The following is a 17,945-nucleotide window of genomic DNA, read 5'->3' on the forward strand; positions in this document are numbered from 1 at the left end:
CATTACTACGAATGGGATTTTTTTATTGACCAATAATTTCAAGATAACGTTCTAAACTTTCTTTCTCGATTTGAGCAATGAAGAAAAGAAAATCTTCTTTATTGTTTTTGGTTTGAGCAGTTTCTAGCGCATTATAATATTGTATTCTAGAGTCATAATCACCTTTGATATTGGCAATTACATAACCGTTTTGAAGCAAAATAAGATTCATAACCAAACGCGAAGTTCTGCCGTTCCCATCTATGAATGGATGAATAGTAACCAAACGTTCGTGAAGTTCAGCAGCTAAAACTATAGGATGTAAAGTGTTTTTATGAGTTTCATACCAAATAAAAAAATCTTCCATTTCCTTTGCAACCAAAAAAGGTTGAGGCGGCATAAACGAGCTCCCTTTTATCATTACTTGAACCTGACGATAACGACCAGCATCTTCTGGATTTATGCCTCGCAAAATCAAATTGTGAATAGACAATACTTCGCGCTCGTTCAGAGGAGTGTTTTTGTCCATCAAATGTTTGATATAAGCAATAGCTTCTTGATGATTGATAACTTCAAGATGTTCACGCATACTTTTTCCAGAAATGGTCAAACCTTCGTTTACGACTAAATCGGTTTCGCGAAGTGTCATAGTGTTTCCTTCGATGCGATTGCTTTCAAAAGTATATTCAAGTTCTAATGCTTGAGCTATTCTATAACTATCAAATTTGCGAAATTGGTCTAATTTTGATTTCAAAATGTCAATTTCTCCAAGAATAGCCGACAAGTTTTTAGAAAGTGATTTTTTACTACTCGTATAACTGTTCTCTATTTCTTCACGAACCATATTCATTGCTTTCAGAGCAAATTCATCCTGACCAATTTCATAAAGAATTTTCTCTTTGAGCCAAGCAACCATCAATGTTTCAAAATCTATTCCTAACAATGAAGCTAATTTAAGCACTTGCTCTTTGGTTGGTTTTCGTGTGCCATTTTCGAACTTACTGATTAATGCTTGATCGATTCCTAAAATTTGAGCCACTTCTCTGGTTTTTAACCCTTTTTGTTCTCTTGCATTTTTGAGTAGCGTTTTCATTTTAAATTTGTTAAAAATTGTCTTGACAAAATTAGTCATAATTTATTAGATAAAAAAAATAATACATAAAAAAGATTAAGTATTATTTTTTTTTGGGGATAAATCTGTTTAAAGATTTAATTATTTTTTTGGAATAAATCCATCTTTTTTCATTTCTTGCATAACAGTTGCAATAACGCTATCAACTAAAAGTCCAACATCCGAACCATTAGATGATTTTGTTGTTCCAGTCCAAACTAATTTGTCAGATTTCAACGAAAACACATTGGTTTCAATTAAATACGAAGTAGATTCTTGGTAATATCCTGGATCATAATAAATTGGAGAATACATTCCGTACCAACCGCCAAAACCGCCATAAACTCCGTATCCGCCATACATTCCACCATATCCACCATAATACATAGAAGTATTTGTTCCAGGAACATAATTTGTTTCTTTAACAGTGTCAACAAGACGCATTGTTACTACGGCATCATAATTTTCATCTTTAAGGATTTTTAATTTTTGATCTTTGGTCAAATCCAAACTAGTTCCATTTAAAATGGCATAAGAAGAATGAAATTTTGGTCCAATAGAAGCAATTCTATTTTCGGTAACTCTTCTTGTAGCTTCATTTTTTACTAAAGCAACTACCAATATTTTTTTGAATTCTGTATTAGCTGTTGATGTGTCTGGGTCTCTCCAACTGCTAACAATTGCTGTTCCACTGCTACAACTAGCAAGAAAAATTAATGATAATCCAATTAAAAACTTTTTCATATTATTTTTTTATTTTTAGTTCGAGGTAAAAATAGGAATTAAATCAGAAAATGATTGCGAAATAAAGTAATTTATCAATAAATTAATTTAGAAAGATTTTTTAATTCTATCTAGATCTCTTTTAGTGTCTTGTTCTTTTAGAGATTCGCGTTTGTCATAGGTTTTCTTTCCTTTGCAAAGCCCAATTTCTAGTTTTGCCATCCCTTTTTCATTGGTAAATAATTTCAAGGGAACGATTGTAAGTCCCTTTGCTTGAACACTTCTTGCCAATCCTTTGAGTTCACGTTTGTTTAGCAATAGTTTGCGTTCACTTCTGGCTTTGTGATTGAATTGATTTCCAAAAGCATATTCTTCGATGTAAGTGTTAATAGCAAAAAGTTCTGTACCATTAAATTCGCAAAAACTTTCGGTAATATTGGCTTTTCCTAATCGAATAGATTTTATTTCAGTACCTGCCAAAACAATTCCAGCAGTAAATTTTTCGATTATTTCATAATCAAATCGGGCTCTTTTGTTGAGTATGTTTATCGTTTTTAGCATAGGTCAGCAAATGTAAATACAAATGTACGAAACGCCAAACAAATTGGTAAAAATGCCGTAAATTTGCCAAATGGAAAAACAACAATCAAAAGATCCGCTTCACGGAATTACATTACAAAGAATTTTGGAACAACTCGTCGATTATTATGGGTTTGATACTTTGGGTGAATTGATAAAAATTAAATGTTTTACTGATAATCCAAGTATAAAATCGAGTTTAACCTTTTTAAGAAAAACAGATTGGGCAAGAAAAAAAGTAGAAGATTTGTATGTAAGAACAATTCCTAAATTTAAGATCTAATTTAATCTATAAGAAACCATAATTCCACCTCGGTAAGGCAACCAATCTCCGCTACGATTCCAATTTTTGACATTTTCATACCTACCTGGAGTTCCGTCGTTATAGTGACCTTTATAATAACCTTGATGCCAACCTCCTCCAACAAAGAAATCCAGCAACCATCTGTCATTTAATTTTTTTTCATAACCAATTGTTGCTCCCAATTTGTACCCAAATCCATCTTCATATTTATTGGTACCCCAATAGTTCCATTTTTGGAGTTGATATCTGTCAGCTCCAGCGTGTCCCCCAAAATAAAAGCCATTGTATTTTTCCTGAAAATGATAGCGAACTTCAGTTACTAAAGAATAAAATTTCATTGGGTGATGTCCATTAAAGGATTCCCAAAAAGAAGCCATGACATCAGCCTGAAAAGTGAATTTTTTTCCAATACTGGTTTCTACTCCAATATTGGGCACTAATAATAAAGCAGTTACAGCATTTGCTTTTATATAGGTTTGAGAATGAGAACAAATTGAAAAGAATACTAATGTAAAAATGAAGATTTTTTTCATAAAAATAAAATTTACTAGTATATCATTTACAAACTAGTCTCGGCAAATATAGTAGAAATAGATTTAAAGGTTTTTAAAAAATTACATATTATTTATAATCGAGTAAATCACAGTATCCAAGAATCGCCCTTCATAATATTCATTTTCTTTTAAATGAGCTTCCTTTACAAACCCATTTTTTTGCAATACTTTTTCCGAAGCAAAATTTTTGGGATCAATAATTGCTTCAATTGAATGCAATTTAATTGAAGCAAAACCATAATTAACGACTTCATTTATCGCCTCTGAAACAATCCCTTTTCCGTGATATTCTGGAAGTAGCATATAGCCAATTTCTGCTCGAAAATGTTCAGGTTGTATTCTGTAAAGCCCAATAATTCCAATCAGTTTATCGTTGTTTTTTAATGTTATAGCCCAATTAATTCCTTCATTAGTGTCAATTTTTTCATCAATCATTGTAATATGTGCCAAAGCATCATCTTTGGTTTTTACTAATGGTCTCGGAATGTATTTCATCACTTCCTTATCAGATCTAAGTGCAAAAATTTGTTCTACATCTTTGTTTACAACACGTCTTAGCAGCAAACGTTCGGTTTCAAGATTCGGAAAAGGATTGAAAATTAGGTTTATCATAATTTATAAAATTTCAACACTATAATTAGATTTGAATGTTTCATTTTTTCTCAAAAGCTGAATGCCTTCTTTTTTCAAAAAGTCATCATATTCGTTTAAAGTATCAGAATAACCAAACCACGGTTCGATACATAAAAAAGGAGCATTTTGAACCGTCCAAATACCTAAATTTGGAAAATCATTAAAATTGACTTTAAGTATCGATTTTTCGTTTTTTAGAATGGTTATTGATTTGGATTCTAATGTTTTAAATACTAAAGCGTCTTTTTCGAACCACTGATAATTTAAACCAAGTTTTTTATTATCTAACTGAATTTCATTCGAGTTGTTTGAAATTAAACCTTCTTCCAGAAGATAATATTTTAGTGTTTCAGCTTGTTGAAATTCAAGACTATATTCTTCAAAATTTCCAGGCAATGCAAATGCAGGATGCGCTCCAATGGCAAATGGCAATGTTGTTTCAGATTTGTTAATAACCTTATAATCAATGTTTAATTTATTTTCATCCAATGAATAACAAATTTGCAATTCAAAGTCAAAAGGATATACTTTCTTAGTTTCTAATGTTGAAATTAAAGAAAACGTAGCACTTTCTTCTGATTTTTCAACTAATTCAAATTCCATTTCTCTAGCAAAACCGTGTCTGCTCAATTGAAATTGTTTTTGGTTGTACTTGTAAGTATTGTTTTTTAAAGTTCCCACAATTGGAAACAAAATCGGAGAATGTTTTCCCCAAAAGGCTGGATTTCCTTCCCAAATATATTCGGTATTTTGGTTGTTTTTTAAAGAAAATAATTCAGCTCCCATGTGTTTTATTTGAACTGTTAGATTCGCATTAGAAATTGTTGTAGTCAAAATAGTTGCCAATTAGATTAATATTTTTTACTGAGCTGTAAATATATTCTATAAAATTAGATTTAAATAATAAAAAGTATTCAATTCTAAAGATGAAATTTTTAACCAATATTTAAGTATTGTTTCTAAGTGCTACGTTTATTTTTCATTAATTTGCACTATAAAATTTAATAAATGAAAAATATTTCTTTCAAAGTCCTCGTTCAATTTGTGTTTTTGATTGCTGTTTCAACTGTATGGTCACAACAAGCTTCTTCTTCAGCAAATCAAGTTTCAAAATATAATTATCAAGATGCTTTTGGTCCATTTTTCTATACAAAAAACGGTACAAACACGCGTTCAGCAAGCGGGCAACCTGGATTTGAATATTGGCAAAACAGAGCTGATTATCAATTATCTGCAAAATTAGATGAGGCAAATAATGAAATTTCAGGAACCAGTAGTATATCTTATACTAATAATAGTCCAGACAAATTATCTTTTTTATGGTTGACTTTAGATCAAAATTTATTTAAAGATGATTCTCGAGGAAATGCTGTAATTCCTATAACAGGTAGTAGAAATGGTGCTCAAGGTCAGATATTTGATGGTGGTTTTAAAATTAAATCTGTTAAGATTATAGTTTCAAACAAAGGTGTTGCTACTGAAAAAGAAATTAAATATTTAATTACAGATACCAGAATGCAGGTTTTTCTTCCTCATGAATTAAATTCAAAAGGAGGGAATGTTAAAATAAAAATCGATTTTTCATTTATAATTCCCAATGAAGGTTCAGATCGTATGGGAATTTTGGGAACTTCCAATGGCAAGATTTTTAGCATTGCCCAATGGTATCCTAGAATGTGTGTTTATGACGATATTGTGGGATGGAATACTCATCCCTATCAAGGAGCCTCTGAATTTTATTTGGAATACGGCGATTTTGATGTGAATATTACTGTGCCAAGCCATCATTTTGTGGTATGTTCAGGTGAATTAATCAACCCAAAAGAGGTATATTCTATTGAACAACAAAAGCGTTGGGAACAAGCATCGAATAGCGATCAAACTGTTATAATTCGATCGGCTGATGAATTAAAAAAAAACTCAAATGCTGTTTCTACATCTACTAAAACTTGGCATTTTAAAATTAAAAACTCTCGTGATGTGGCTTGGGCTTCGTCTGCTTCATTTATTTTAGATGCTGCTAGAATTAATTTACCAAGTGGAAAAAAATCGATAGCAATTTCTGCTTACCCAATCGAAAGTAATGGTAAAGGTGCTTGGAGCCGATCTACTGAATATACTAAAACTTCTATTGAAAATTATTCCAAGAGATGGTTCGAATATCCATATCCAGCAGCTATAAATGTAGCAGGAATTCCTGGTGGTATGGAGTATCCAGGGATTGTTTTTTGTGAATATAAAGACAAAGGGAAAGATTTGTGGGGCGTTACCGATCACGAATTTGGGCACATTTGGTTTCCAATGATTGTGGGGTCTAATGAACGTTTATTCGCTTGGATGGACGAAGGTTTAAATACATTTATCAATTCAATTAGTGAAGAAGATTTTAACCAAGGAGAATACGATGAAAAACCTTTGGATATGCATGTTTTTTCAGAAAGATTTACAAATCCAAATCTAGAAACATTGATGGCTTCACCTGATAATATGAAAGAAATTAATATCGGAACTCTTGGATATAGAAAACCTGGTGCGGCCTTGGTTATTTTGCGTGAGCATATTTTGGGGCCTGAACGATTTGATTTTGCTCTACGCACTTATGTAGAGCGTTGGGCTTATAAACATCCTACACCTGATGATTTTTTTAGAACGATTGAGAATGCTGCTGGCGAAGATTTAAGTTGGTTTTGGAGAGGATGGTTTGTTAATAATTGGCGTTTGGATCAAGGAATTAATTCTGTAAGTTATGTAAACGGCAATCCCCAATTGGGCGCTTTCATTATGATTGAAAATTTCGAGAAAATGGCGATGCCTGTAATTATGGACATTAAAACCAAAAGCGGAAAAGTTTCACGCCTCAAATTACCCGTAGAAATATGGCAAAAAAACGTGAATTGGACTTTTAAATACAATTCTACCGAAGAAATTGAAAGTATTGTTATTGACCCAGATCACGTTTTTCCAGATTCTAACGAAAGTAATAATACTTGGAAATCAGTCAAATAACACTAAAAATAAACCGCAGATTCGAAGATTATCATTTTAATCTGCGAATCTGCGGTCTTTTTTATAAAAGGTTAAACTCTTATTCTGGAATTTGTTGACTCAAACAATGCAAAGTTCCAAAACCCCAAATCAAATCAATGGCGTTGATTCCAATAATTTCTCTATTGGGGAAACAATCGGCTATGATGTTCAAGGCAATTCTATCGTTTGAATCATTGAAAGTAGGCACCAAAACACAATTATTCAAAATCAGGAAATTAGCATAACTGGCCGGCAAGCGCAAACCGTCAAAATCGATACGTTTCGGCATTGGCAATTCCACAATTTTGGGAGATTTTCCGTTTTCCAACTTCGCGTTTTGCAGGCGTTTCAAATTGTCTTGCAAAGGTTTGTAGTTATTGTCTTTTGGGTCTTTTTCTACAATGGTAATGATGGTGTCTTCGTTCACGAATCGGCATAAATCGTCGATATGACCGTGAGTATCATCGCCTTCAACTCCGTCACCTAGCCAAATCACGTTGGTAATCCCCAAATATTCCTTGAAAACCGCTTCATAATCGGCTTTTGTAAAACCAGGATTCCGAACCTGAATATCAGGATGCATCAAGCATTCTTCGGATGTTAGTAACGTTCCTTTTCCGTTGCTGTCAATGGCTCCGCCTTCTACAATTACGGGTTTTCCGTTATACACGACTTGCGTAAGAGGAAGATTTAGAAACTCACTCACTTTCGCAGGCACGTGTTTGTCCAGATTGATGTTTTTATATTTTGCCCAACCGTTAAAATTGAAATTCAAGGCTTCTCTTTCCGTTCCGTTTTGAACAATAATTGGCCCCGAATCGCGCATCCAACTTCTATTGGTTTTATGAATGATGAAAGAAACATTGCTCATTTGAACAGTTGCAGTTTCGAGTATTTCCGAAACTTTCAATTTTAGTTTTTCGTCGGCTACAACCAAAAAAACTTTTTCGAATGTGGCCACTTTTTTGATGAATTCCACAAAAGTCCATTGAATGGCTTCGTATTTTCCGGGCCAATCGTTGCCATTATGCGGAAAACACAATAAAATGCCTGATTGTTTTTCCCATTCAGCAGGAAAACGTCTGTTAGATGCACTCATAGATTAGTCGATTGCTCTTTTAGTAATATCTCCAAAAGCATCGATGCGTCTGTCTCTAAAGAAAGGCCAGTTTTGGCGCACATTTTCTTGTAAATCCAAATCCACTTCGGCAATCAGGATTTCTTCTTTATCGTGAGAGGCTTGTGCCAAGATTTCGCCTTGTGGTCCAGCTATAAACGAAGAACCCCAAAATTGAATTCCTGCAGTTCCTTCAATATATTGTTCCAATCCAATTCTATTGGCAGCAGCTACATAAACGCCATTGGCGACAGCGTGACCTTTCATTACGTTCATCCAGGCACCGTGTTGGTTTTCGCCATATTGTTCTTTTTCTAAAGGATGCCAACCAATGGCTGTTGGGTAAAACAACACTTCGGCACCTTTTAAAGCAGTTATACGAGCCGCTTCGGGATACCATTGATCCCAACAAATCAGTGTTCCAATATTTCCTTTTTTAGTTGGATTGTTTTTAAAACCTAAATCTCCTGGAGTAAAATAGAATTTTTCGTAAAAAGCAGGGTCGTCCGGAATGTGCATTTTACGATACAATCCCGCTTCCGAACCATCGGTGTCGATGATGTAGGCGCTGTTGTGGTAAATTCCCGCCATTCTTTTTTCGAAGAAAGGAACAATGATGACCACGCCCAATTCTTTTGCCAAAGCACTAAAAGCAATAAACGAAGTGCTGTACAAAGGTTCTGCCAAGGCAAAATTATCTACGTCTTCACTTTGACAAAAATAGTGGCTGCTGTATAATTCGGGCAACGAAATCACTTCGGCACCTTGACTGGCAGCATCGCGAACCCACGACAAACATTTTTTTAAATTATTTTCGGCAACATCATTCAGATTCAATTGAATGACCGCTATTTTGTATTTATTCTTTGGCATAAGAGAAAAATTTTGACTGCAAAAATAGTTATTTTATAAAGAAGTAAGAAGGAATACCGATTGGATTTTTTGTCTCTTCAAATAGCCCCATACTAAAGTTAGAGTTATCAAAGGAAGATAATTAAAACTAAAAAGCGTGAATTTTGTATAATCCACGCTTTTATATATATGCTATTTTTGCTTTAAAACATCTTCATTAGGAGCCCATTTTTTCTGCCATTCGGGATATTTTTTCAAAACCTTTGCAGGGTTGTAGGTGTACCAAGCATATCCGCTGCGTCTTTCGCGACTCACTTCGGCCAATGAATATAAATATTTGCTATCGCGGTCGCAAAACAAAGGTTTTTCAGTTTCTAATTCGTAATAACGTGTCCAAATTGGGGGAGCAGTTGTATCGATTACAACTCTACAATCATCGGTAACTTTTTTGTATTTGGATTCAAATTCAGGAGCTTGAAAAGTTTCAACTCGGGTATTGTAAATTTTTGAATCTGAAAACCATTTTACAGCCCCTTGAATAGATTGGATTATTTTTTCATCTGGGTTTTTAATGTCCATTAAAAATAAAACGATTTCGGCACTTTCTCCATTACAAATACTTGGCGGTTCAAATTTTCTAGCCCAAGCTGGCAATAAAGTTATTTCGTCATGTTGTTGGCACCAAGCGGTCAGTTTTCCTTGATCGACAATTTGCATTTTCAGGATGCAGTCAATTCCTTTTTGATACCCTTCAGATACTTTTCTTTGGGTTTTGGCATCTATGAATTCATAATTAGGATTCTTATTTATTATTTTTTTTAGCAAATTCATAACGCCTATATACGCTCCATCGTTGAAGGTAATGTGGCGACTATATCCTTTTTCTAAAGGAAAATATTGTGGCCATCCGCCATTCGAAAATTGTGCCTTGAGAATAAAATCGATTCCTTTTAGACAACCTACTTTATATTTATCGTTTTTAGTTAGCGTGTAAACTTGAGCTAAATAATCGATATGGGTATAGGTGGTTGAATTGTCAAAAGTAGTGTGCAAGACTGATTTTGTTTTAACGACATCGTTTATTTGATCTTGAGTTAACACAGCTCGCATATCATAATTTTTGGGCCATCCACCATTGTCACGCTGAAAATATAAAATGTTATCCGCTATTTTTTGGTATTCGGATTCTGGATATTGTGGCTGGTTGGGAACCGGGTTTACAATATTGGTTTCGTCTTTTATGTGATACCAATGATTAACACCGTCTTGAAATGGCTTTGTGTTAATGATTGCATTAGACTGAGCATTTGTCAAAACTGAAGAAAAAACAGCTAGAATAAAGGCAAGAATTCTATAATTTATTGAAAAACTTTGCATTATAATTTATTTATGCGTTATAATTTTACAGCACCTTTAGAAACAGTGTCTCCAATGGTAGTTTTTTGAAAAAAATCCAATTTTGGTGATGAAACCAATTCAATTTTCTCGCAAGCTGCTCCATTAATGTTCACTGCTTTTGGCGAAGTCGAATTAAAATCAATGTTTTTTAAGGATACATTTTTACCATTATATATGTCAAAAATAGTGCTCTCTTTGATATCCAATTTGATGTTGCTCAATTTGATTCCGTTGGCATCAATAATTGAAAATCCTTTGTCAGCAGTTCCAATCAAGTTAGTGATTTCTATGTTTTCTAGATTCATTTCAGGCAGACCTTGTAAAAACACCGCTTGATAAGCACCTAAAATGGTTATGTTTTTAATAGAAATATTTTTGAATTGTGGTGTTTTTTCATCCACAGGTACAAATTTAGTACTCACAGTATTTCCACCTTCGGCCAAAGTTTCGGCTATGGATTTTCCTCCATAATAAAGATCGAAAGAAATGGCTTGCGATGGAATATCGGTCATAAAAATGTCAGAGATAAAAATATTTTCTACAACACCACCGCGTCCACGGTTACTTTTGAAACGCAAACCAACGTCAGTTCCCATAAAAGAACAATTGGAAACGTGTAAATTTTTTACACCTCCAGACATTTCACTCCCTACAGTAACACCTCCATGTCCGTGGTAAACAATATTATTTCTAACAATTACATTTTCGCAAGGAACTCCACGATCACGACCGTCTTTGTCTTTTCCTGATTTGATACAAATAGCATCGTCACCCACGTCAAAAGTAGAATTTTCGACCAATACATTTTTGCAAGATTCTACGTCTAGACCGTCACCATTTTGTGAAAACCAAGGATTACGAACGGTTAGATTTCGAATAATTAAATCTTCAATTAGCAGAGGATGAATATTCCAAGCTGGAGAATTTTGAAAAACTGGCCCGTCAAACAGGACTCTTTTACTGTTTTGAATGCTAACCAATACTGGACGAAGAAAATCGTGAATGGCTTCAAAATCTTCTTTGGTTTTTAAATCCAAACGCACATTTTGGTCTGCACCAATAGAAGCTTTCATAAATGTTTCTGAGGGATACCAACTGTCTTTTTTGTCATTAAGTACTCCTCCAGAAGCCACAAATTTTTTCCATTGGCTTTCTGTAAGTTTGCTTTTTTTGACTTGTCTCCAAACTTCGCCTGAACCGTCCCAAACACCTTTTCCAGTAAAAGCTATATTTTCTAGATTTTTCCCGTAAATAGGAGAGATGCAACGCCAGGTATTTAGTCCTTCAAAACTGGTTTCAACAAGTGGATACAAACTTTTATCGGTTGAAAATTTTATTAAAGCACCAGTTTCAGCGTGCAATTCGATGTTGCTTTTCAAAATAATGGGACCTGTAAGCCAAATTCCTGCGGGGATTACTACTTTTCCACCACCTTTTTTAGATACAGCTGCGATGGCATCGGCAAAAGCTTTTGTGTTTAAAACTTTTCCACCATTTACAGCACCAAAATCTTTGATATTGACAGTATTTTTGGGTATTATGGGTTCTTTAACTTTAGACATTTTAAATTCAATGCCTTGGTAAGTTTCGTTAGCCTTTGAATTTTGAGCTAAACTGTTATTAGACCAGCTTGTTACAACTACTGTCAAGGCGATGCATAATAAGTTAATTGGGTTTGTTTTCATTCTTATTTTTTGATTAATATTATAATTTACTTTTAATTTGAATTTGTTGCTATTTTAAATTTATTAGTTCCTTAACAATAACCAGACCGTTTTTGATATTTAACTTCAAGTTGATTGAATCTTGATTTTGTTATTACTTTTGATATTTTACATTTTTAAGATTGAATAAAATCTTTTGGATTTACTTCTTTTTGGGTAATTCGAATTTTATAAATTGCACCTTTAAACCAGTTTATTTTACTCATTCGAACTCCAATAGAGGTTTGTCCTGTTTGAATCGGTGAGAAAGGGAAATCTTCGCGTAATTCTTGTTTGCCATCAACAAAAGTGGCGCGATTTTTTGAGGTTACAATAAAGGCAACATGATACCATTTTTCTAAGGGATGAATTAATTTTTCGTCGATTAGTGTTTTTTTATTAGTTCCAGAAGCTGCATAACCATCAAAATACCAATTGTTTTCTAAAGCTCTAATTTCGAGTAGCATTCGATCGCCTTTGCTTTCGCCAATATGTAGAATTCTTTGTTCAAATTGACCGTTAAGTTCAGGTTTGAATAGCATTTCTACCGTAAATTCTTGAAGTGATTGTAGCGGAAGTTCATTCAGAAAAATGGCATCGTCTGTTCCGTTAAAAGAAACGGCATCTCCAAAAGGGGAAGAAACAATTTTAGGATTGCCACTAATTTCGATAGTATTTGATTTTTGTCGAAGCAAATCAGCGATTATCCATTCGGTTTTTTTGTTTGAATTGTTATTTAATTCTTGACTTTGTCCCTTCAAAACGATGGAACAACCTATAAAAAGCAATGCAAATAGTCGTGAATTTGTTCTCATTTATTGGCCATACCATTTGAATTTTAAATAATGCAATCGATTACTCAAAAGTATTTAAAAAATGAGTATTTTCCAATTATTATTAGATAAATTATTAATTAGTAAATTTAGTATTCAAAATAGTGTAAAATTCTTAGTCAACTGCTGTATTTAGAGTTGTAGATTATGATTTTTATGTAGATTTATTTTTTTTCAAAAAGCAGTTTGATTAGGGTTACAATTCCAAAAACTAGGAATCCAATCACAAGTCCAAAGCTAAACTCTCTAACTGTTGAAGGCCATTGATTGAATAAATGATGCAGAAAATCGATATTGTGTGCAAAGATGCCGCCAGCTACTAAAATCAGCGCAATAGTACCAATTACGGCTAGACTTTTGATTACTTTTGGTAAGGCTTGAACTAGTATGTTTCCTATAAATTTGTTTATACTACGCTCTTTAGAATTCAGTCCAATAAGTTTGTATCCCAATTCGTCCATTCTAACAATTAGAGCTACAATACCGTAAACACCAATGGTTGCGAGTATGGCAATAATAGAAACAACCACGATTTGCGAGCTAATGGGTTGTTCAATTACTGTGCCAAGAGCAATGATAACTATTTCTACTGATAAAATAAAATCAGTCACTATAGCCGATTTTATTTTGTCTTTTTCGAGTGCCAAAATTTCTTCTTCGGTGTATTCTTGAATCTTTATTTCGGTTGAAATGTGTTTATGAGGAAAGAAATATTCGTATATTTTTTCGGCTCCTTCGTAGGCCAAGAAAAGTCCACCCAATACTAAAATGATACTAATTGCCAAAGGAAAAAAAGCACTCAGAAGGAAGGCAATGGGCAAAATGATTAATTTATTGATTAATGAACCTTTGGCAATGGCTAACAACACTGGAATTTCTCTTGAGGAAATAAATCCAGATGCTTTTTCGGCATTTACAGCCAAATCATCACCCAAAATTCCAGCCGTTTTTTTGGCTGCAACCTTACTCATTATTGCCACATCATCCATAATGGCTGCAATATCATCTAAAAGCGCGAAAAAACCTGATGCCATATAATTGTTTTAGAAATTGATTGATTTTTGAATTTTTGATGGTGCGAAAATACTATTTTTTGATGGGAAACAGTATGGAATTTTAGTAGTTTAAATGCTTAATATTTTCCGTTTTTTACCTTGATTCTAATATTTGAATTAAATCTAAAGGATGGTTTAAAATATATTTTGCTCCAGTGGCAAATAATTCTGATTCTGGTCTATAGCCCCATAAAACACCAACTGCCAATATATTAGCATTAGTTGCTGTTTGCATATCAATTCCAGAATCGCCAACAAAAATCATTTCTTCGGGCTTTAATTCTAATTTTTTACAAATTTCTAAAGCTTCAAACGGGTTGGGTTTTTTAAGTGATTCGATACTCAAACCTACAACTTCAATAAAATAGTTTGGAAATAAAACGGCAACAATTTTCTTGCTGAGTTCATCGGCTTTATTAGAGAAAACACTCAGTTTTATGTTGTGAGCCTTCAGATAATCTAATAATTCGATAATGCCTTCATAATATTTTGTTTGGTGGGTACAATTCTCACGATACACTTCAATCATCAATTGGAAACAATGATCTATTTGTGTTTCGTCGTTATGAGAAGAGGGGAGTGCTTTACTAACTAGATTTCGGAGTCCGCTTCCAACAAAATATTGATAATCTTCATAACTATGAGTTGGGAAATTGTGACTTTTCAGCACGCTATTCATAGCATTTGCAATATCTTCAACCGAATTGACTAATGTTCCGTCTAAATCAAAAATAATTCCTTTATACTTCATTTTTATTTTTTGAGTTGGGGTTTATATCTTGGATATGTTTTTATAATTTTTGATTAAATTCTTAAGAATTGAACCAATTTCCGTGCAGTAAAATTAGTTAAAAATTGAGAGAGTAAAATGGTTGTAGCTTGTAAATAATCTGTTTTTTTTAGTTGAAGAAAAGCCATAAAATAATAAACTACCCTCAAAAAGTTAAACACTATTTGGGGTAGTCTATTAAGATTTTACTAAAAACACATAAATTTTACTGGATTTTTTACTCGACTTTCGAGTTGTATCTCAATCACAATATTTTTTAAAAGGATAAAAGTAAAATTTTGTTTAGTTTATAATATTCTAAAACAAATCGGTTTTTAATACAGCGCCGCTACTAGCATTGGTAACTAAACTTCTGTATTGTCCCAACCATTTTGATGTGATTACTTTTTTCAAAGGAACAAACTCGGATTTTCTTTTAGCGATTTCTTCCTCGCTTAAATTCACAGAAAGAATGTATTGATCTACATCAATATGAATTTCATCACCGTCTTTTAGTAATCCAATCATTCCACCTTCGGCAGCTTCTGGGCTTACGTGTCCAATACTTGCTCCACGGGTTGCTCCACTAAATCTACCATCGGTGATTAAGGCTACTTTTGAGCCTAGTCCCATTCCCATAATCAAGGAAGTTGGAGCTAGCATTTCTTGCATTCCTGGACCACCTTTTGGCCCTTCATAACGAATCACAACTACATCACCAGCTTTTACCTTTCCGCTAGTAATTCCGTTAACAGCTTCTTGTTGACCATCAAAACAGACTGCAGTTCCTGTAAAAACGCGGTCTCCAGTAATTCCAGCAGTTTTGATAACAGCACCTTGTTCGGCAAGATTTCCATACAAAATAGCTAAACCTCCCACTTGAGAATAGGGATTATCGATGGTGTGAATAATTGAAGTATCTTTTATGAAAGCGTCTTTTATTTTTTCTAAAATTGTTTCTCCGCTTATGGTAAGGTTATCTATAAGAATAGAATCTCCTCTTTTGGTCATTTCTTTCATTACAGCATTTACGCCACCAGCAGTATTAATATCTTCCATGTGAACAGTAGAAAGAGATGGTGAAATTTTAGCAATATGTGACACTTTTTTAGAGATGCTATTGATATCTTCAAGATTGAAATTCACATCGGCTTCTTTTGCAATAGCTAGCATGTGTAAAACGGTATTCGAACTTCCACCCATTGCCATATCTACTGCAAATGCATTTCGTACAGCATTTTCGTTTAAGATATTTTTGAGTTTGAATTTTTTAGATTGCGCTTCGTCTTTTGCTATTTCGCAAATTCTTCTGGCAGCACTTCTATACAATTGTTCACGCTCTTTGGTCAGTGCTAAAATAGTTCCATTTCCAGGAAGTGCAATTCCCATGGCTTCCATAAGAGTATTCATGGAGTTTGCGGTAAACATTCCAGAGCAACTTCCGCCACTTGGACAAGCATTGCACTCAATGTCTTTAAGTTCGGCTTCATTGATTTGACCTGCTTCAAATTTTCCAACCGCTTCAAAAGCTGTGGCTAAGTCAATAGGTGTTCCGTCTTTGGTATATCCTTTTTTCATTGGACCACCGCTTACAAATACAGTAGGAACATTAACTCTTAAGGCTCCCATAATCATACCCGGAACAATTTTATCACAGTTTGGAATGGCAATCATGGCGTCCAATTTGTGTGCATTCATTACGGTTTCGATCGAGCTGGCTATCAGTTCTCTTGAAGGTAATGAAAATAGCATTCCGTCATGTCCCATGGCAATACCATCATCTACACCAATAGTGTTGAATTCAAAAGGAACACAGCCGTTTGCTTTGATTTCTTCTTTTATAATTTTGGCTACTCTGTCTAAAAAAAAGTGACCCGGAATGATTTCAATAAATGAATTGGCCACACCAATAAACGGTTTGTCAAAATCGGCATCGGTCAATCCTGTTGCTCTAAATAATGATCTATGGGGTGCTCTTTGATACCCTTTTTTTACTTCATCACTTCTCATGTTGTTGTTTTTATTTTTTAATATATGTACGACTTGTTTTTGTTAAAAGATTAGACAATCTTCTAGAATAACTGCAAAAGTACATAAAATCCTTAGGGGATAAAATAATAATTGTATTCAGGTTGCAAATTTAGAATTGCAAAAAGATTTTTTTTTATTGAAAGGGGAGTTTCAAGTGTTTTTTAGGATAAAATTTCAGTAAGGTTCAAATTTTGGAAAATAAATTCGTCTTCAAGGAAATTATCTTCTTGAAAGGATTTCGTTAAATTTGAAATGTGATTTACCACTTCGCCAATAACTATAATGGCTGGGGAAGAAATTTGTTGATTAGCAACTATTTTGGTTATTGAGTTTATGGTTCCAACTACTTTTTTCTGACTGTTTTTTGTTCCGTTTTGAATGATAGCTATGGGCAAATTATCGGTTCGGTTGTTTTGATAAATGGAGATGATTTCGTCTAATTTGTTCATTCCCATCAGAATAACCACTGTTGCCGAAGATTTTGAAGCCAAAGTTACATCTTTGGATAATTTATGGTCAGAAGTAGTACCCGTTATTACCCAAAAACTTTCTGAAATTCCTCTTTGTGTCAAACTAATTCCGTTGGATGCAGGAACACCTAAAGCTGATGAAATTCCCGGAACAATTGCCGTTTGTATTCCAAAACGTTGAGCATATTCAATTTCTTCACTTCCTCGACCGAAAACAAAAGGGTCGCCACCTTTTAGCCTTACTACGTGTCCAAAACGTTTGGCTTGTGAAACAATAAGTTGATTGATTTGGTCTTGGCTATAAGCGTGACAACCCAATCGTTTGCCAACAAAAATGCATGTTGCTTTGGTAGCGTAGTGTAATAATTCTTCATTTACGAGTGCATCATACAAGACTACATCAGCACTTTCAAGGGCTTTGATGGCTTTGAGAGTAATTAATTCTACATCTCCAGGACCAGCTCCCACAACGGTTAATTTTGAATTATTCGTTTGCATAATTTTCTCGTTTAAATTAAGATTATTTTGATGTTTGGTAAATAAATAATTTTAATATGATTTAAAATTAAGTAAAAATACTTATGCAAATATAATTAAAAAATACGTAGTTTGGCATAAAAATTAAATAAAGTTAATTGCAATTTAAAAACGAATTAAAAGATACAAATTCAAAATAAAAACAGTTTGTATTAATTTTTTTATGGTTGTAAATTTTTAAATTTGCAAAGTAAATCAATACTTTTAGTTTTTTTTTAACAGAATAAAACTTAAAGGTTGATGCTTAGATTTTTAAATCCAGTAAATAAA

17 protein-coding genes are annotated in these 17,945 nt (G+C 33.6%); 2 read left to right on the top strand and 15 right to left on the bottom strand.

Annotated elements, in window-relative coordinates; all coding sequences use genetic code 11:
* Nucleotides 1–22: 22 nt before the first annotated feature.
* The 3 genes from C3L50_RS11475 to smpB form a co-directional block, all read right to left on the bottom strand.
* Nucleotides 23–1,072, bottom strand: coding sequence for a Fic family protein (locus C3L50_RS11475; RefSeq protein WP_103806481.1), 1,050 nt, complete (start codon nt 1,070–1,072; stop codon nt 23–25).
* A 120-nt stretch (nt 1,073–1,192) separates the two neighbouring features.
* A complete protein-coding gene (locus C3L50_RS11480) occupies nt 1,193–1,834 on the bottom strand; it encodes a hypothetical protein (RefSeq protein ID WP_103806325.1) in 642 nt (213 codons plus the stop codon).
* 87 nt (nt 1,835–1,921) lie between these two features.
* On the bottom strand, nt 1,922–2,374 hold the full coding sequence (smpB, locus tag C3L50_RS11485; protein ID WP_103806326.1) for an SsrA-binding protein SmpB: 453 nt from the start codon (nt 2,372–2,374) through the stop codon (nt 1,922–1,924).
* Between the two features lie 70 nt (nt 2,375–2,444).
* Between smpB and C3L50_RS11490 the strand changes: the two genes are divergently transcribed.
* A complete protein-coding gene (locus C3L50_RS11490; RefSeq protein WP_103806327.1) occupies nt 2,445–2,675 on the top strand; it encodes a VF530 family protein in 231 nt (76 codons plus the stop codon).
* On the opposite strand, the gene C3L50_RS11495 is transcribed toward C3L50_RS11490, so the two are convergent.
* The 3 genes from C3L50_RS11495 to C3L50_RS11505 form a co-directional block, all read right to left on the bottom strand.
* Nucleotides 2,672–3,229 carry a DUF3575 domain-containing protein gene (locus C3L50_RS11495; protein WP_103806328.1) on the bottom strand — a complete coding sequence of 186 codons (558 nt, stop codon included), beginning with the start codon at nt 3,227–3,229 and terminating at the stop codon, nt 2,672–2,674. The genes C3L50_RS11490 and C3L50_RS11495 overlap by 4 nt on opposite strands.
* 81 nt (nt 3,230–3,310) lie before the next feature.
* Nucleotides 3,311–3,862 carry a GNAT family N-acetyltransferase gene (locus C3L50_RS11500; RefSeq protein ID WP_103806329.1) on the bottom strand — a complete coding sequence of 184 codons (552 nt, stop codon included), beginning with the start codon at nt 3,860–3,862 and terminating at the stop codon, nt 3,311–3,313.
* 3 nt (nt 3,863–3,865) lie between these two features.
* Nucleotides 3,866–4,717, bottom strand: coding sequence for an aldose 1-epimerase family protein (locus C3L50_RS11505; protein WP_103806482.1), 852 nt, complete (start codon nt 4,715–4,717; stop codon nt 3,866–3,868).
* A 174-nt stretch (nt 4,718–4,891) separates the two neighbouring features.
* On the opposite strand from C3L50_RS11505, the gene C3L50_RS11510 reads away from it, so the two are divergent.
* Nucleotides 4,892–6,889 carry a M1 family metallopeptidase gene (locus C3L50_RS11510; RefSeq protein ID WP_165784004.1) on the top strand — a complete coding sequence of 666 codons (1,998 nt, stop codon included), beginning with the start codon at nt 4,892–4,894 and terminating at the stop codon, nt 6,887–6,889.
* A gap of 79 nt (nt 6,890–6,968) precedes the next feature.
* Here C3L50_RS11510 and C3L50_RS11515 read toward each other — a convergent pair whose 3' ends face one another.
* The 9 genes from C3L50_RS11515 to cobA all read right to left on the bottom strand — a co-directional run bounded on the left by C3L50_RS11515 (nt 6,969) and on the right by cobA (nt 17,636).
* A complete protein-coding gene (locus C3L50_RS11515; RefSeq protein WP_103806330.1) occupies nt 6,969–8,009 on the bottom strand; it encodes an agmatine deiminase family protein in 1,041 nt (346 codons plus the stop codon).
* Between the two features lie 3 nt (nt 8,010–8,012).
* Entirely contained in the window at nt 8,013–8,900 is an 888-nt protein-coding gene (locus tag C3L50_RS11520) for a carbon-nitrogen hydrolase (protein WP_103806331.1), read from the bottom strand.
* Between the two features lie 171 nt (nt 8,901–9,071).
* Nucleotides 9,072–10,256, bottom strand: a complete 1,185-nt coding sequence (gene pelA / locus C3L50_RS11525; RefSeq protein WP_103806332.1) for a pectate lyase — start codon at nt 10,254–10,256, stop codon at nt 9,072–9,074.
* Between the two features lie 17 nt (nt 10,257–10,273).
* Nucleotides 10,274–11,962 carry a glycoside hydrolase family 28 protein gene (locus tag C3L50_RS11530; protein WP_103806333.1) on the bottom strand — a complete coding sequence of 563 codons (1,689 nt, stop codon included), beginning with the start codon at nt 11,960–11,962 and terminating at the stop codon, nt 10,274–10,276.
* Nucleotides 11,963–12,117: 155 nt separating this feature from the next.
* Nucleotides 12,118–12,795, bottom strand: a complete 678-nt coding sequence (locus C3L50_RS11535; protein ID WP_103806334.1) for a LamG domain-containing protein — start codon at nt 12,793–12,795, stop codon at nt 12,118–12,120.
* Nucleotides 12,796–12,977: 182 nt separating this feature from the next.
* Nucleotides 12,978–13,847 carry a DUF808 domain-containing protein gene (locus C3L50_RS11540; RefSeq protein WP_103806335.1) on the bottom strand — a complete coding sequence of 290 codons (870 nt, stop codon included), beginning with the start codon at nt 13,845–13,847 and terminating at the stop codon, nt 12,978–12,980.
* Nucleotides 13,848–13,962: 115 nt separating this feature from the next.
* Nucleotides 13,963–14,619, bottom strand: coding sequence for an HAD family hydrolase (locus C3L50_RS11545; protein WP_103806336.1), 657 nt, complete (start codon nt 14,617–14,619; stop codon nt 13,963–13,965).
* A 336-nt stretch (nt 14,620–14,955) separates the two neighbouring features.
* Nucleotides 14,956–16,647 (bottom strand): dihydroxy-acid dehydratase, encoded by a 1,692-nt coding sequence (gene ilvD, locus C3L50_RS11550; protein WP_103806337.1) that lies wholly within the window; start codon nt 16,645–16,647, stop codon nt 14,956–14,958.
* A 182-nt stretch (nt 16,648–16,829) separates the two neighbouring features.
* Nucleotides 16,830–17,636 carry a uroporphyrinogen-III C-methyltransferase gene (gene cobA, locus C3L50_RS11555; protein ID WP_103806338.1) on the bottom strand — a complete coding sequence of 269 codons (807 nt, stop codon included), beginning with the start codon at nt 17,634–17,636 and terminating at the stop codon, nt 16,830–16,832.
* Nucleotides 17,637–17,945 lie beyond the last annotated feature (309 nt).

It is taken from the genome of Flavobacterium alvei, from assembly GCF_002920895.1.
GTDB lineage: Bacteria > Bacteroidota > Bacteroidia > Flavobacteriales > Flavobacteriaceae > Flavobacterium > Flavobacterium alvei.

Excerpts from the sequence above, each read along its gene's own strand:
- C3L50_RS11475 (WP_103806481.1), bottom strand. The coding sequence starts at position 1,072 with ATGAAAACGCTACTCAAAAATGCAAGAGAACAAAAAGGGTTAAAAACC.
- C3L50_RS11480 (WP_103806325.1), bottom strand. The coding sequence starts at position 1,834 with ATGAAAAAGTTTTTAATTGGATTATCATTAATTTTTCTTGCTAGTTGT.
- smpB (WP_103806326.1), bottom strand. The coding sequence starts at position 2,374 with ATGCTAAAAACGATAAACATACTCAACAAAAGAGCCCGATTTGATTAT.
- C3L50_RS11490 (WP_103806327.1), top strand. The coding sequence starts at position 2,445 with ATGGAAAAACAACAATCAAAAGATCCGCTTCACGGAATTACATTACAA.
- C3L50_RS11495 (WP_103806328.1), bottom strand. The coding sequence starts at position 3,229 with ATGAAAAAAATCTTCATTTTTACATTAGTATTCTTTTCAATTTGTTCT.
- C3L50_RS11500 (WP_103806329.1), bottom strand. The coding sequence starts at position 3,862 with ATGATAAACCTAATTTTCAATCCTTTTCCGAATCTTGAAACCGAACGT.
- C3L50_RS11510 (WP_165784004.1), top strand. The coding sequence starts at position 4,892 with ATGAAAAATATTTCTTTCAAAGTCCTCGTTCAATTTGTGTTTTTGATT.
- C3L50_RS11515 (WP_103806330.1), bottom strand. The coding sequence starts at position 8,009 with ATGAGTGCATCTAACAGACGTTTTCCTGCTGAATGGGAAAAACAATCA.
- C3L50_RS11520 (WP_103806331.1), bottom strand. The coding sequence starts at position 8,900 with ATGCCAAAGAATAAATACAAAATAGCGGTCATTCAATTGAATCTGAAT.
- pelA (WP_103806332.1), bottom strand. The coding sequence starts at position 10,256 with ATGCAAAGTTTTTCAATAAATTATAGAATTCTTGCCTTTATTCTAGCT.
- C3L50_RS11530 (WP_103806333.1), bottom strand. The coding sequence starts at position 11,962 with ATGAAAACAAACCCAATTAACTTATTATGCATCGCCTTGACAGTAGTT.
- C3L50_RS11535 (WP_103806334.1), bottom strand. The coding sequence starts at position 12,795 with ATGAGAACAAATTCACGACTATTTGCATTGCTTTTTATAGGTTGTTCC.
- C3L50_RS11540 (WP_103806335.1), bottom strand. The coding sequence starts at position 13,847 with ATGGCATCAGGTTTTTTCGCGCTTTTAGATGATATTGCAGCCATTATG.
- C3L50_RS11545 (WP_103806336.1), bottom strand. The coding sequence starts at position 14,619 with ATGAAGTATAAAGGAATTATTTTTGATTTAGACGGAACATTAGTCAAT.
- ilvD (WP_103806337.1), bottom strand. The coding sequence starts at position 16,647 with ATGAGAAGTGATGAAGTAAAAAAAGGGTATCAAAGAGCACCCCATAGA.
- cobA (WP_103806338.1), bottom strand. The coding sequence starts at position 17,636 with ATGCAAACGAATAATTCAAAATTAACCGTTGTGGGAGCTGGTCCTGGA.